Source organism: Chryseobacterium sp. W4I1 (genome assembly GCF_030816115.1).
Lineage (GTDB): Bacteria > Bacteroidota > Bacteroidia > Flavobacteriales > Weeksellaceae > Chryseobacterium.
Genome location: NZ_JAUSXQ010000001.1, coordinates 1005336 through 1019286, shown reverse-complemented (window position 1 = coordinate 1019286; position 13951 = coordinate 1005336). Strand labels below are relative to the sequence as shown.

Below are 13951 nucleotides of genomic sequence, written 5' to 3'. Positions count from 1 at the left end.
ATTCCGGTAGTTTCAGAAAACCGGGCTGCAAAGAATTTTAGGCGTTATGAACGTTTTTTATATGATTTTTGTTGTAATAGCCATCTTATCACGTCTTATCTTTTTATAGTGGGAAGAGGTAAAGCCGGTGTACTTTTTTAACTGATTGGATAGGTAAGCCGGACTTCCGTAACCTAAGGCATAAGCAATATCAGACAGCGACTGATCCGTGTAGACTAAAAGCTCTATTACTTTTTCTATCTTCTTTGAGATAATAAATTTTTCGAGCGTTAGTCCTTCCAAAGATGAAAATAAGGCACTCAGCGAGTCATATTCTTTATACAATTCGTTGCTGATAAATGCCGAAAATTTAACAGGCTTGCCAGTATCCAATTGTTCATCAATCCCTTTTTCAACGGCAGTTTTAATCAATTCAATAATCTTTTGGTCCTTATTGTATAACAAATCGAATCCGTTCTTTTGAAGCATGGTTCTGATCACTTGATCATCAACGATGGTTGTATCGGTTTCTTTTAGAATTACAACCCCTAAGCGTATTTCGGAAATTTCCAAACCGAGCTTGGGAAATTCTTCAGACAGAAAATAAATACACCTGTTGCATACCATTCCTTTGATTAATAGTTTCATAGGTTAAAAAAAATATTTTATTATGCACTTATTTCGGATTCGTTAGTTCCTAACTTTTCTTGAATCATTTTCTACTTTAAAGATTGAGATTAAATTCTTCAGCAATATCATTCTGTATTTAAAATTTCAGGGATGCAATGTATTGTTGATACGGCATCCCTGAAATTAAATTAAAGTTTTAGTTAGTACAACATTCGCCTGAAGGGCTTGAATCTTTTTCGCTATCGTCACCGTCTACTTTGTAACCCGCTTTTTCAATGGTTTCTACCAGCTCTTTTCTTACTTCGTCGCTTTCAACAGCAACGGATAATTTTCCAGCCTCTAATTTTTCAATTTTTAAACCTTCAATAGCTGCGATTGCGCCATTTACTCTTGTCTGGCAATGTGCACTCTGCATATTTGGAATGCTCAATTCTACATTTTTCATTTTAAATAAATTTTTGTACTACAAATTTCCGCATTGTTCTGCGCTTATTTTTTACGCTATTACTTATTTGATTTGTGATATTTACTGATTGGCGTGATGGTATTTGAGGTTGGGTAAGGAATTTAGAAGGGATTTATTTTTTGACACCATCCGTTTTTTGACGTACATCAATCTTTATGTTTTTTTGTTTGGAGAATTTTGCACCATCAATTTAAATGTTAAACAAAAATTTAAAAAATGGACAAAAAGTATTTCAAGTACATCAACACATTGTTTGTTGTAATCCCAATGACACTAATTATGGCGTTTGTAGGACTGATGCGTAATTATGGTTTCGGAGAAGATTGGTTTTTAAAATTCCTGAAAGCCTGGAGCGTTATGTTGCCTGTCGCCTACATTTCGGCATTTATCATTATTCCAAATGCAAGAAAATTGGCAGAAAAATCAACCTCTAAATCATAACCTAAGAATTTGATTTTTGTAAATTTGAAGTTTACCAATTTCCACAATGCAAGAGCAACTTACTAATTATATCAAAGGAATTATAACGGTGACAGATGAGGAAATGGACAAAATTCTTTCCTGTTTCAAGCCGTTGGAAGTTGAAAAAAATGAACTTTTGGTTATTCACGGACAAACCAGCCAACGGACTTTTTTCGTTGGCAATGGTTGTTTACGTATATTTTTTATAACCGAAGACGGACAAGAGGCGACGCGATATCTGGCATTTGAAAATAACTTTGCCACGGCACTGTGTAGTTTTATCTCAAAGGAACCTTCATTAGAATTCATTCAGGCGTTAGAACCAACGTCGTTACTTTATATATCACACAAAGACTTCTATCACCTCTTAGAAATCGTTCCTTCGTGGGAGAAATTTTATCGGCATTATTTAGAAAACGCCTATGTAAATAATACCAACAGGCTTATGTCGTTTTTGACACTCGATGCAACGGAACGATATAAACAGTTGTTGGACATCAACCCAAAAATCGTTCAACGTTTGCCAAACAAAATCGTAGCGACTTATCTCAATATTTCGCAAGAGACCTTGAGTAGGCTGAAATCAAAACGTTAGATTTGTAGCGTAATGAAATTCTGCAGACAAAGGGATGGTGATTACTCGTTGCGCAACAATATAAAATTCATACTATTGTTTAAACTATTTAAAATACGCATTGCGTGTATTTTGAGTTGGTGGCAAGCGTAAAACTGACAGTGGAACAATAGAAAACAAGTAATATATGGCTTCAAATAATCGAAAATCTTTTCTTGAATTAAAATCTATTTGGAAAGACGATGATATGTTTGAATTGAAAGTTGTTGTATCAAATAATCTATTTACTGGACAAACAGAAGTTTATGACCAGTTTGAATGCATTTCTGACTTTGCAAACGAATTAGTTGGTTATCCCAAAGGCGACAAAATACTATTTTACGAAGCAGGAGAAAAAGACAGTTATGCCTACTTTTCTATGAAATATTATCCTATCGATAATAGCGGACATATTGGAGTAGAAATAAATATTGAAAGTAACGTATCAACTATTTATAGACCTGAAGAAAAGAACAAATTAAAAGTTGAAATAATTGTCGAACCAAGTGCAATTGATAACTTTCAAAATGAACTTTTTAACTTGGCGAAGAATGAAGACGGAACAGCAATATTATTTGGAAATGACAACCGACTTGACAATTAGGAGAACATTCACTGAGTCGTCCTAAAATAGATTGACAATAATTAAACAATATTTAACTAAATCCGGAGGAATATTTTTCTTCGGATTTTTTATGCACTTGCTCCGGTGTTTGCATCTTTAGGCTTAAGTGAGGTCTTTTATTGTTATAAAGATAAATACTTTCTTTTATCAATTCATTAAGATCATCTTTATTTTAGCTTTATTAAATAGAAATTCCTGCTTCAATATTCCATTAATTCTTTCTGCCAATGCATTTTGATAACAATCATATCCATCCGTCATGGAAGGTTGAATTTGATATTGATTAAGTACCTTTTGATAATATCCCGAACAATATTGCAATCCTCTATCCGAATGATGAATAAGAGAATTATGGGTAATTCTGTTCTTCACTGCCATTTTCAATGCTTTTGCAACGTTTTCAGAATTCATATTTTTGCTCACCGAGAACCCCATAATCTTTCTGCTGTAAGCATCCGTCACTAAAGATAAATAGCATACCGATTCCCTTGTTTTCAGATAAGTGATATCGCTTACAAAAACTTGTTCTGGCCGTTCTGCTTTAATGTTTTTTAATAAATTAGGATGCTTTCTGAGCCAATGTTTTGAAAAAGTGGTCTTTATATATTTCTTTTTAGGATAAATTAATAAATTTTCTCTTTTTAAATATTGAAATAAAGCATCTCTGCCTATTTTAATATCTTCTTTATCAAAACATTCTTTCAGCAAATAGTAAAGCTTTCGGGTTCCCAGCCTGGGAAGCTCCATTCGTATTGCTTTAACCATTTCCTTGATTCTCAAAAGTTCATCTTCCCGCTTGATATACCGCTTTTGAGTCTGATAAATATTTTGGCGGCTTATCCCAAACAATCTACATATTTTGGAGAGGCTTAATCCCTCTTTTTGGAGTCTGAGGATTGTTGGGATAAATACTTTTTTCTGATCTGAGTGCCATATTGCCCATCTGAAATCTCAATCATTGTATTGAGTACTTTATTTTTCAGCTTTTCATCGGAAAGTTCTTTCTCCAGACGTTTAATTTTCTGGGCCGGGGTTTCTTTGGATCTTGACATGGTATGGATACTTGGTTTTATCCAATCTAAGTTACCATATCTTCTCAACCAGACCAAAACCGTACTTCTTCTCTGAATTCCATAGTGTTTTTGAGCTTGTTTATAAGTAAGTTCGCCTTTTTCTACTTGAGAAACAACGCTCAATTTAAAGCATAATGTATAATCTTTTTGACTGCGCTTTTTTCTAAATAATTCTTCGTCTTCCATAAATAAATCGATTTTATGTCAACCTATTTTAGGACGGGACACACAAACGAAATAAAGCCAACCACAAGCACTTTGCAATAGCGGGACGAAACCGCAAAAGTTCAATCCCGAAGCTTCGGGATTGAACTTTTGCACAAAACTGAATATTTATACTTCTACTCCCACCACTTCCAATTTTATTTCTTCCATTTCAATCTTAAACTATTACTCACTACGCTTACGCTACTCAAAGCCATTGCCGCTCCGGCTATCATTGGGTTTAACAAGAAACCGTTAATAGGATACAATATTCCGGCAGCCAGGGGAATGCCAATCAGGTTGTAAATAAACGCCCAAAAGAGATTTTGCTTAATGGTGGCCACTGTTTGTTTTGATAAACGTATTGCCTGCGGTATTTTGGTAAGGTCTGATGAAATGATGGTCATTTTGGCTACATCCATGGCGATGTCGCTGCCTTTTCCCATGGCAATACTTACATCGGCCGTTGCCAGGGCAGTACTGTCGTTAATTCCGTCGCCTACCATAGCTACTACTTTTCCTTTGCTTTGCAATTCTTTTACAAAATCTGCTTTGTGTTGTGGCAATACTTCGGCTTTGTAATGCAGGATGCCTGTTTGCTCAGCAATCGCTTTGGCAGTAGCTTCATTGTCGCCTGTTAGCATATACAAGTCGATACCCATTTCCTGCATTGCTGCAATTGCCTGAACTGATGTTTCTTTGATTTTATCGGATATGGCGATAACGGAAAGTGCCTCTTTGCTGTTTGCAAACCAAATGACCGTTTTGGACTGTTTGCCCCATTCATCGGCTTGGTTTTGCAATTGTTCGGCAATCACAATGTTGTTTTCTGCCAGGAGTTTTTTATTTCCTACAAAATAGGTTTCGTTATTATGATTGGCTTTTGCACCTTTCCCTGTAATGCTGTCGAAGTTGGATAAGGGTGCGGTAGCAGCGCCTTCCAAATGTTTCACCACGGCTTCCGCTAACGGATGCTCTGATTGTTTTTCAATACTCAGCAAAATAGTCTTGGTTGTATCATCATTGTTCAGCCATTGGATACTTGTTACCTCAGGTCTTCCTTGTGTTATTGTTCCGGTTTTATCCAACACAATTGCATTCACTTTCTTAGCCAATTCAAGGCTTTCGGCATCTTTAATTAAAATACCATTTTCGGCACCTTTACCCACACCGACCATTATAGCCGTTGGCGTAGCCAGTCCTAAAGCACAAGGACAAGCAATAACTAATACCGTAACGGCGGCCAACAATCCCTGTACTACACCGTTATCACCGCCTAAAATAAACCACAAAACAAACGTAAGAATGGCAATACCAATTACCACCGGAACGAAAATCCCTGCAATTTTATCAACCAATTTTTGAACGGGAGCTTTACTGCCTTGTGCATCCTGCACCATTTTTATGATTTGAGCCAGCATGGTTTCCTTCCCTACTTTCACTGCTTTAAATTGGAAACTTCCTTTTTGATTAATGGTTCCCGCAAATACTTTTTCATTTTCTTGTTTCAATACCGGAACGGGTTCGCCACTCAGCATACTTTCGTCTACATACGAATTACCGGAAGTAACCATTCCATCGACCGCAATTTTTTCGCCGGGCTTTACCAGGATTATATCATCTACATTTACCTCTTCAATAGCAGTTTGTTTTTCTGTTCCATCGGGCGCTATTACCATCACGGTTTTTGGTTGCAGGCCCATCAGTTTTTTAATGGCAGTAGAGGTGTTTCCTTTGGCTTTTTCTTCCAATAATTTACCTAAAAGGATAAAGGCGATGACCACTGCAGCTGCTTCAAAATAGACGTGCGCGTGCAATCCTCTTTGGTGCCAGAAATCCATAAAAAACATATTAAATACACTGAATACATAGGCAATTCCTGTACTCAAGGCAACCAAAGTATCCATGTTGGCAGAGCGGTGTCTGGCCTGTTTCCACGCATTGATAAAAAAGTCTTTACCTAGCCAAAGTACCACAGGAGTGGAAAATGCCCACATGATTTCGTTTCCATAAGGCATATCCATAAAAAACATCCCGATGGTTACCACGGGTAACGATAATATAACGGCCCAAATAGTTTTGTTTTTTAGCTTTTTGAATTTTTCTGCATGGATGGTCTCCAGAGATTGCTGTTGCTTTGCTTCTTCAACAATGAGCAGGTCATAACCAACACTCTGAACGGCTTTTTGCAGTTTGGTAGCGTCCGTCATATTGGGAAGGTACTCAACGGTCAGATTTCCTGTTGCGTAGTTGACAGAAGCCTCAATCACACCTGACTCATACTTTACGATACTTTCTGCACTACCCGCACAAGAAGCACAAGTCATACCCAAAACCGGGAAGGAATTTTTTACGGTTGGTACACCATAGCCTAAGTCTTTAATAGCTGCAACGGCTTTGCCAACAGTTTCTGCATCTTTAACGGTAATGGCTGCCCTGTGGTTGTTGATTTCCACTTTCTGGGTTTCAACACCATCAACCTTTGCCAATCCTTTTTCAACGATTAATGAACAATGTTCGCTTTCTACATCTTCTAAAGGAATGTAAATCGTTTCTCTATTGTTATTTGTAGCCATAATTTCTATTGCTTTATTTGCAATACAAAATTGGCTGTAATACTGAGAATAGTTATTGTGGAATTATGGAATTGATTTGTAAGATTTACTAAACCTGGTCTAATGGTTTGCGTTTCTCCTCCTTTATTTGTTTGAAATGACTCGGTGTCAATCCGATAGTTTTTTTGAATTGATTGCTGAGATAAGCCACACTGGAATAATTGAGCTGAAAAGCAATTTCGCTCAGTGAAAGTTCATCATAAACCAATAGTTCTTTTACTCTTTCAATTTTCTGGGCAATAAAATATTTTTCAATCGTTGTGCCTTCCACTTCAGAGAAAAGGTTGGACAAATAATTGTAATCCTGGTGAAGTTTCTCACTTAAAATATCCGATAGGTTGCTTTTAGCGTCATTATCATCATGATGTACCAACTCGATGATGGTATTTTTTATCTTTTCAATGATCCTGCTTTTTTTATCATCTATTACTCCAAAACCCAAGATTGATAAGGCTTCTGCTAAATCCCGCTTCTTTTCTGTAGTCAGTGCTTTTTCAAAAATGATCTCGCCAAGCTTTATGCTTATGGCTGACAAACCAAGCTTATCCAATTCATTTTGAACCACCATTATACAACGGTTGCAAACCATATTTTTTATAAAAAAGTGTCGTCATATTTATATTCTTTAATCTATTATTATGGCAAATTTATGTCAAAGTTTATGATTTAACCCAAAGAGTTAAAGCTTGTTTAGCCAAGTCGTATTCGCGTGCGGAAGGTTGGGACGGAACCGAGGTAGCTAATTTACGTCAGATTTGCTGCTGAGAGGAGATTTATCGGATATTAGTGATTTGACCTCTTCTATGATTTCCTTCTGCAATTTATCATTAAAGCCGGCACTTACTTTCCTTGTATAGATCAATTTTTTTCTTTCATGAAGATATCATGGCGAAAAGAAAGAATTCAATTAGACTTTTGATCCTTAAGTTTCCTTCTTAAAGCTAACATATCATCACTCACTTTCTTATCTAGAATCTTCGCATAATGCTACGTAGTTTTGATATTTGTATGACCCAGCATTTTGCTAACGTTTTCAATTGGCACTCCGTTGGACAAAGTAACCGTAGTAGCAAATGTATGTCTCGCGATGTGAAATGTCAACTCTTTATTGATTCCACAGACACTCGCAATTTCTTTGAGATAGGAATTCATTTTCTGATTACTGAGAACAGGAAACATGACATTTGAATTTACACATTCCGGATGATTTTCATATTTTAAAATTAGCTTGTGGGCTAAAGGTAATAATGGAAACTCTTGTTGAGGTGTAGGTTTTCTGACGATGTGTGAATATCCATTGGTCGCCGTCTATGGAGCGGTTCTGTTGGTGCTGATTTATTCTTTTTATAAAGAATAAAAGGTTGAATGTTTTGTTCATTGTGTAGTAACTTTAATTGTTTAATAATTTACTTTTTATTACCACTTTTTGCAAGATGTACAATCGTTAGACTGCCTATTGGTCAGGTTCCTCTGAGTTTTTCGTGACCTATTTTCAAATTTTCAGGATAGGTCACGGAATAGGTCATATAAATCGTGACCTATTTTGATTTTTTTTGATTCTAACGCAAAACAAAAAACGCTGTAAACATTGATGTTTACAGCGTTTTAGCTTATTTTAGTTTCTCAACCAGCGGAGAGAGAGGGATTCGAACCCCCGGACCTGTTACAGTCAATAGTTTTCAAGACTATCGCAATCGACCACTCTGCCATCTCTCCTGAATCACGGGTATACCGTTGTTTTCAGTGGTGCAAATATAAAACGATTTTATTTTCCTTCAAAACTTTTCCCAAATAAATTTTAACGAAACTTAATAATGGGCTTAAAATCAGGAGAATTATTTTTACAAGACTTTAACCTCTTCCTTATTTACTATGGCAATGAAACTGTTTTTTAGAAGATCAGACGGATACACAAATTGATCTCCGTTTTCTCCCTTCACCACAATAGCGCCCTGTTCGTCGTTCAGGCATTTGTCTAGCTGGCTTTGCATTTCATTCAGCCTTCCGTCCGGAATATTAATGATGTAGGTTCCTGTAGTGTGGGTAATTTTTATGACTTTGCTTTCCATTATTATTTTTTAAAGATCGGAGCTAAATTTAGGTATTTTTACTTAAGTAGCAGGTGTTATTCACGATAATATTGATGACTATAAATTCTTTTCTCAGAAAATCATTCTTCTTACTTTAACAGATTAATACAAATAAAAAATCTGCTAAATCTCCTTGATCTGCAAGAGATAAATATGAACCATGATTGGTGCTAAAAAATATAGAGAAGATAATCAGAAAACAAAAAAGCGCACCCATCGGGTACGCTCTGTATTGTAAAAAGCTGAATATTAATGTAATTCAGCAAGATATTTCTCTGCATCCATCGCTGCCATACAACCGCTTCCCGCTGCTGTAATAGCTTGTCTGTAGATATGATCCTGAACATCTCCTGCAGCGAATACACCCGGAAGATTCGTTCTTGTAGATCCTTTTTCTGTAGCAATATATCCGTTCTCATCAAGATCAATCTGGCCGGCGAAAATATCAGTATTCGGTTTGTGACCGATAGCGATAAATATTCCGTGTACGTCCACCGTTGATTTCTCCTGGGTCTGGTTATTGATCACCACTGCTCTTTCCACCAAGTTGTTTTCTCCTTCGATACCAATCAGCTCATGGTGAAATTTCACTTCAATGTTCGGTGTATTTTCTACTCTGTGAATCATTGCTTTAGAAGCTCTGAATTCCCCTTTTCTCACCAACATGGTCACTTTATTTACCAGTTTCGCAAGATAAGTGGCTTCTTCAGCAGCTGTATCTCCTGCACCTACTACGACAACGTCTTTTCCTCTGTAGAAAAATCCGTCGCACGTTGCACATGCTGAAACTCCACCCCCATTATATTTTTTCTCGTCATCAAGACCAAGATATTTTGCAGTGGCACCTGTAGAGATAATTACCGATTTGGCCAAAATCTCCTTGTTTCCTGCATATAATTTGTGAACACCACCTACTTCTTTTGAGAACTCAGCTTTGGTGATCATTTCGTAATGAACTTTGGTATCAAATCTTTCTGCCTGCTTCTGCAGATCCATCATCATTTCAGGACCTGTAATCCCCGCCGGATATCCTGGGAAGTTATCCACTTCCGTAGTTGTTGTTAATTGTCCGCCCGGCTCCAAACCTGTATACAATTCAGGTTTCAGGTCTGCTCTTGCCGCATAAATAGCCGCTGTAAAGCCAGAAGGCCCGGATCCAACGATCACACAATCTAAAATGTTTTGCTCCATAATCTACTTGTTCAAAAAAGATTTAAATTAAGACTGCTAATTTCGTAAATTTTAATGTTTAATTAAAGTATTTTTAATGATACTTGTCAATATGAGATATGCGAATTGTCAATTGTAGGCTGTAGATACGGGACGTACGTTTCAGGGTATAGAATCCGGGGTTGACAATAGAAAATGAAAAAAATTAATTTCATATTTAACTTTGTACTCTTACTCTCCTACTCTCAAACACCTACACTTCAACTTCTACACCTTCATCTTAATTTTATCCACATGAATGATCTTGTATACCAGCTCCTTGATCAGCTCGGCTTCACCCATATTAACGGCTCCGAGACCTTTCCCTTTCATATCGAATTCTCTTAGGATAGAAATAACTCTGGTCGCATGTTTCAAAGGATACAGTCTGGCACTTTCCGCATAGTCTTTAATGAAATAAGGATTCACTCCCATTTGTGAGGCGATAGTCTGTGGCGGCTGCCCGGCCATGGTCTGATAAATAATTACATTTGAGAAATAGCTGTAAAGGCTGGCCAACATCATCACAAAAGGATTATTCTTTGGATTTTTACCCATAAAATGAGCAATTCTGAATGCTGCATCCGCATTTTTAGTTCCCAAAGCTTTCTGAAGTTCAAAAACATTATATTCTTTACTGATCCCGATATGATTTTCAACGATCGTTCCGTCCAGAATTTCTCCTTCCTTAAGAATGATCTTCAATTTGTTCAGTTCATTGGCAATTCTTGAAAGATCGTTTCCAAGATATTCTGCCAGGAGATGAGCAATATTTGGGGCCGTTTTTATCTTCAGCCGTGCACATTCATCAGCAATCCATTTGGGAAGGTTATTATCCCTTACAGATTCACTTAAGAAAAGAGCTTTTGCTTTATCTAAAGCTTTAGTAGCCTTTTTCCTGCTGTCCAGTTTCTTATGCTTATGGGCAAAAGCAAGGACGGTTGAAGGAACGGGATTTTCTACATAGGTTTCAAGAACACGGTTTTCTTCCTCATTAAACTTCAGATCCTGAGCTTCTTTTACGATGATCAGCTGCTTATCGCCCATCATCGGAAACTGTCTCGCCAGGGAAAGAATCTCCTGATAAGAAGTATCTTTTCCATATACTACAGTCTGGTTAAAAGCTTTTTCATCTTCCTCCAGAAAGTCGTGTTCAAGCACTTTTACGGCTGCATCAATAAAGTAAGGTTCTTCTCCGTGGAAAAAATAAATAGGTAAAACTTCTTTATTTTTAATATTTTTGAGGATTAAATCTAATTCTTTCATCTTAATAAATGGAACTTCCAAAACTGAATTTTCAGGACACTTTTGATTTTAAATTCAAGAAAGACAAAGATAAGTTTTTTATTTATGACTTGGTCCGCAAAACTTACCTGCTCCTTACTCCCGAAGAATGGGTGAGGCAGCATTGGGTGCACTATTATCTTACGGTAAAGGCCTATTCCCCATCTGCACTTATCACAGAGAAAAAGATCCTTCTGAACGGTCTTACGAAAAGAATTGACCTTCTGGTTACTGAAAAAACAGAGCCTATTATCCTGATCGAATGCAAAGCTCCACAGATAAAACTTACGGAGAAAACATTTGAACAGACAGCAAGGTATAACTCCATCATCGGAGCTAAAGAAATTATCCTGACCAATGGTCTGCAGCACATCAATGCCTATTACGAAAACGGGCAGTACCAGTTTTACAGACCTGAGTAAACTGCTACTTTTTTAACCAAAAAAAGAAACATCTGCGTTATTTGCTCAATCTCTGAAAGAAAAAATTTCACACCACAAAAGTTTTGATCCTTAATTTATTGTAAGTTTAAATATTGGAAAGTAATAAAGTGCTTTAAAGTGTTTAAAATTAAAAATTTTGCGACTTTTGTGGTTAAATAAAATTAAAAAGCTTAAAAACATATATGGAAATTAAGAACATTATCTTCGATTTCGGAGGGGTTTTAGTGGATTGGAATCCAAGATATTTTTTCAAAGATTATTTCAATGATGATGAAAAAATGGAATACTTTCTGGAGCACATCGCCCAGTCTGAATGGAATGAAGAACAGGACCGCGGAAGACTTTTATCTGAGGGAACGGATATTCAGGTGAAAAAGTTTCCGGAGTGGGAGAAGGAACTCAGAGCTTATTATGACAACTGGACGATAATGCTGAAAAGTGATATCCCGGAGAATGTAGAGGTCTTAAGACGTTTGGAAAATACGGATTATCATTTATTCGGGTTGACCAACTGGTCGGAGGAAACGTTTCCTTATGCCCTTGAAAATTATGATTTCTTTCAGATTTTTGATGGAAAGATCGTAGTTTCAGGAACAGAAAAGCTGATTAAGCCTGATCCAAAAATATGGCATGTTTTGATGGACAGATATGATATCAATGCAAGCGAATCCGTTTTCATTGATGATAATCCTAAAAATATCGAAATGGCTCATTCATTGGGGTTCAGTACAATTAAGGTGAATCCTGATACGAATCTGGAACAGGAATTGGCTATCTTGGGAGTAAAATTCTAAGCAATATTTGATTTCCTACCTGCTATTAATTCTCATCATAATTTATTTTCATTAATTTAGATGAGAATTTTTTATGAACAATAAGTTGACTTTATAATGGATGGGCAGATTGCTTCGTCATTTGCTTCTCCGAATGACCATAATAATGACCATCATTTTATACTATTAAAATTACAACTATGATACGCACTATTTTATTAACCGCATGCATCATGACTACAGGAACACTTTTCAGCCAAAAGCTCAAACCAATTGCTTACCAGGATGGTTCACAGAAACTCAATGGACTGGTAACCTCCAATGCAGGGAAAAAACTTCCGGGAGTTCTGATCCTTCCTGCCTGGAAAGGAATAGACGATGAAGCTAAAACTGCAGCTGCCGAACTTGAAAAGCAGGGATATATTGCTTTCATTGCCGACATTTACGGGGAAGGAAATATTCCCACAGACAATGCTTCTGCAGGTAAAACGGCAGGATATTATAAGCAGAATTATGATGCCTACCAGAAACGTATTTCTCTGGCTCTGGAACAGCTGAAGAAAAACGGGGCTGTTTCCAATAAAATTGCTGTGATCGGATATTGCTTCGGTGGTACGGGTGCTTTGGAATCTGCAAGAGGAAGTCTTCCTGTAGTGGGAGTAGTTTCCATTCATGGGAGTATCGGAAAAGATCAGACGAGAAAAAATGGACCTATTTCCACAAAGATATTGGTTGAAAATCCTGCGGATGATCAGGGAGTAACTCCGGAAGATTATAATAACCTGATCAAGGAAATGAATGAAGGCAATGCAGACTGGCAAATCATTACGTATGCTCATTCAAAACATACATTCACCGATCCGAAATCACCTGATTACAATGAAGTAATGGCTAAAAGAGCCTGGAATTATACGCTGATGTTTCTGAAAGAAATTTTGAAATAATTGAATCATATTTCTATATAAAATTTCTGCATATTAAAAAAGAAGCTTCGACTTCCTTCAGCATAACAATCATACATATATTTTTAATTGTCATGCTGAACGAAGTCGAAGCTTTTATTAATTATTCCGGAAAGAAATTATTTTGCTTCCAATTCAACGGTATATGCTTTCGGAGAATATTTAGTCAGAGAGCCTGTTGCAGCATCAATTCCGACACCTATAGCTCCACCAAGAAGAATATTTACTAATGTTACAGGATTAAAAGTTTTTGTCAACTTCACTTCTTTATCAGCAAAACCCTCTTTTTCAAATGTAACCGTTTGTTTGCTTAATCCTCTTGAAATTTCAGCGGTACACGGTGTCACACATTTTTCAACTCCTTTATGGAATACTTTGGCACCTTCCGGAGTCGAAGTAAAAGATATGGAATCTTTAGTCCCGGTAAAAATGGTTGCGCATGAAGTTGTAGAAAGGGTAATCCCTAACCATAGTACAATAGATAATTTGTTTTTCATATATTAATTTTTCAAAGCGGCGAACT

General features: G+C 36.7%; 14 protein-coding genes, 1 tRNA gene and 2 pseudogenes. 6 read left to right on the top strand and 11 right to left on the bottom strand.

All coding sequences use genetic code 11. The features are described from left to right. Positions 1-57: 57 nt before the first annotated feature. Positions 58-627: an AraC family transcriptional regulator gene (locus QF044_RS04750; RefSeq protein ID WP_307264270.1), complete on the bottom strand. Its 570-nt coding sequence runs from the start codon at positions 625-627 to the stop codon at positions 58-60. Positions 628-805: 178 nt separating this feature from the next. Beyond that, a complete protein-coding gene (locus QF044_RS04745; protein WP_307264265.1) occupies positions 806-1054 on the bottom strand; it encodes a heavy-metal-associated domain-containing protein in 249 nt (82 codons plus the stop codon). A gap of 237 nt (positions 1055-1291) precedes the next feature. Here QF044_RS04745 and QF044_RS04740 point away from each other — a divergent pair, with 237 nt between their 5' ends. The 3 genes from QF044_RS04740 (at position 1292) to QF044_RS04730 (ending at position 2754) form a co-directional block, all read left to right on the top strand. Further along, complete coding sequence (locus QF044_RS04740) at positions 1292-1516, top strand: DUF2798 domain-containing protein (protein WP_307264263.1); 225 nt, start codon at positions 1292-1294, stop codon at positions 1514-1516. Positions 1517-1562: 46 nt separating this feature from the next. After that, positions 1563-2132, top strand: a complete 570-nt coding sequence (locus QF044_RS04735; RefSeq protein WP_307264262.1) for a Crp/Fnr family transcriptional regulator — start codon at positions 1563-1565, stop codon at positions 2130-2132. Positions 2133-2298: 166 nt separating this feature from the next. Next, positions 2299-2754 carry a hypothetical protein gene (locus QF044_RS04730; protein WP_307264259.1) on the top strand — a complete coding sequence of 152 codons (456 nt, stop codon included), beginning with the start codon at positions 2299-2301 and terminating at the stop codon, positions 2752-2754. A 52-nt stretch (positions 2755-2806) separates the two neighbouring features. On the opposite strand, the pseudogene QF044_RS04725 reads toward QF044_RS04730, so the two are convergent. The 8 genes and pseudogenes from QF044_RS04725 to holA form a co-directional block, all read right to left on the bottom strand. Next, positions 2807-4034 (bottom strand): annotated as a pseudogene (locus QF044_RS04725) (IS3 family transposase). Positions 4035-4210: 176 nt separating this feature from the next. Further along, positions 4211-6628 carry a heavy metal translocating P-type ATPase gene (locus QF044_RS04720; RefSeq protein ID WP_307264257.1) on the bottom strand — a complete coding sequence of 806 codons (2418 nt, stop codon included), beginning with the start codon at positions 6626-6628 and terminating at the stop codon, positions 4211-4213. A gap of 88 nt (positions 6629-6716) precedes the next feature. Continuing rightward, entirely contained in the window at positions 6717-7235 is a 519-nt protein-coding gene (locus QF044_RS04715) for an AraC family transcriptional regulator (RefSeq protein ID WP_307264254.1), read from the bottom strand. Between the two features lie 335 nt (positions 7236-7570). After that, positions 7571-8012, bottom strand: a pseudogene (locus tag QF044_RS04710) (site-specific integrase); the annotation flags it as partial. 286 nt (positions 8013-8298) lie between these two features. Continuing rightward, positions 8299-8383 (bottom strand) — tRNA-Ser (locus QF044_RS04705). Between the two features lie 125 nt (positions 8384-8508). Then, positions 8509-8736 carry a glyceraldehyde-3-phosphate dehydrogenase gene (locus tag QF044_RS04700; RefSeq protein ID WP_307264252.1) on the bottom strand — a complete coding sequence of 76 codons (228 nt, stop codon included), beginning with the start codon at positions 8734-8736 and terminating at the stop codon, positions 8509-8511. A gap of 270 nt (positions 8737-9006) precedes the next feature. Beyond that, positions 9007-9948 (bottom strand): thioredoxin-disulfide reductase, encoded by a 942-nt coding sequence (gene trxB / locus QF044_RS04695; protein WP_307264250.1) that lies wholly within the window; start codon positions 9946-9948, stop codon positions 9007-9009. A 246-nt stretch (positions 9949-10194) separates the two neighbouring features. Beyond that, positions 10195-11232 carry a DNA polymerase III subunit delta gene (gene holA, locus QF044_RS04690; protein WP_307264247.1) on the bottom strand — a complete coding sequence of 346 codons (1038 nt, stop codon included), beginning with the start codon at positions 11230-11232 and terminating at the stop codon, positions 10195-10197. A gap of 8 nt (positions 11233-11240) precedes the next feature. Between holA and QF044_RS04685 the strand changes: the two genes are divergently transcribed. The 3 genes from QF044_RS04685 to QF044_RS04675 all read left to right on the top strand — a co-directional run bounded on the left by QF044_RS04685 (position 11241) and on the right by QF044_RS04675 (position 13410). Beyond that, complete coding sequence (locus QF044_RS04685) at positions 11241-11672, top strand: type I restriction enzyme HsdR N-terminal domain-containing protein (protein ID WP_307264244.1); 432 nt, start codon at positions 11241-11243, stop codon at positions 11670-11672. Between the two features lie 203 nt (positions 11673-11875). Next, a complete protein-coding gene (locus QF044_RS04680) occupies positions 11876-12487 on the top strand; it encodes an HAD family phosphatase (protein ID WP_307264242.1) in 612 nt (203 codons plus the stop codon). 179 nt (positions 12488-12666) lie between these two features. Continuing rightward, entirely contained in the window at positions 12667-13410 is a 744-nt protein-coding gene (locus QF044_RS04675) for a dienelactone hydrolase family protein (protein WP_307264239.1), read from the top strand. Positions 13411-13547: 137 nt separating this feature from the next. Here the strand turns inward: QF044_RS04675 and QF044_RS04670 are convergent, their stop codons facing one another. After that, on the bottom strand, positions 13548-13925 hold the full coding sequence (locus tag QF044_RS04670) for a PEGA domain-containing protein (RefSeq protein ID WP_307264237.1): 378 nt from the start codon (positions 13923-13925) through the stop codon (positions 13548-13550). Positions 13926-13951 lie beyond the last annotated feature (26 nt).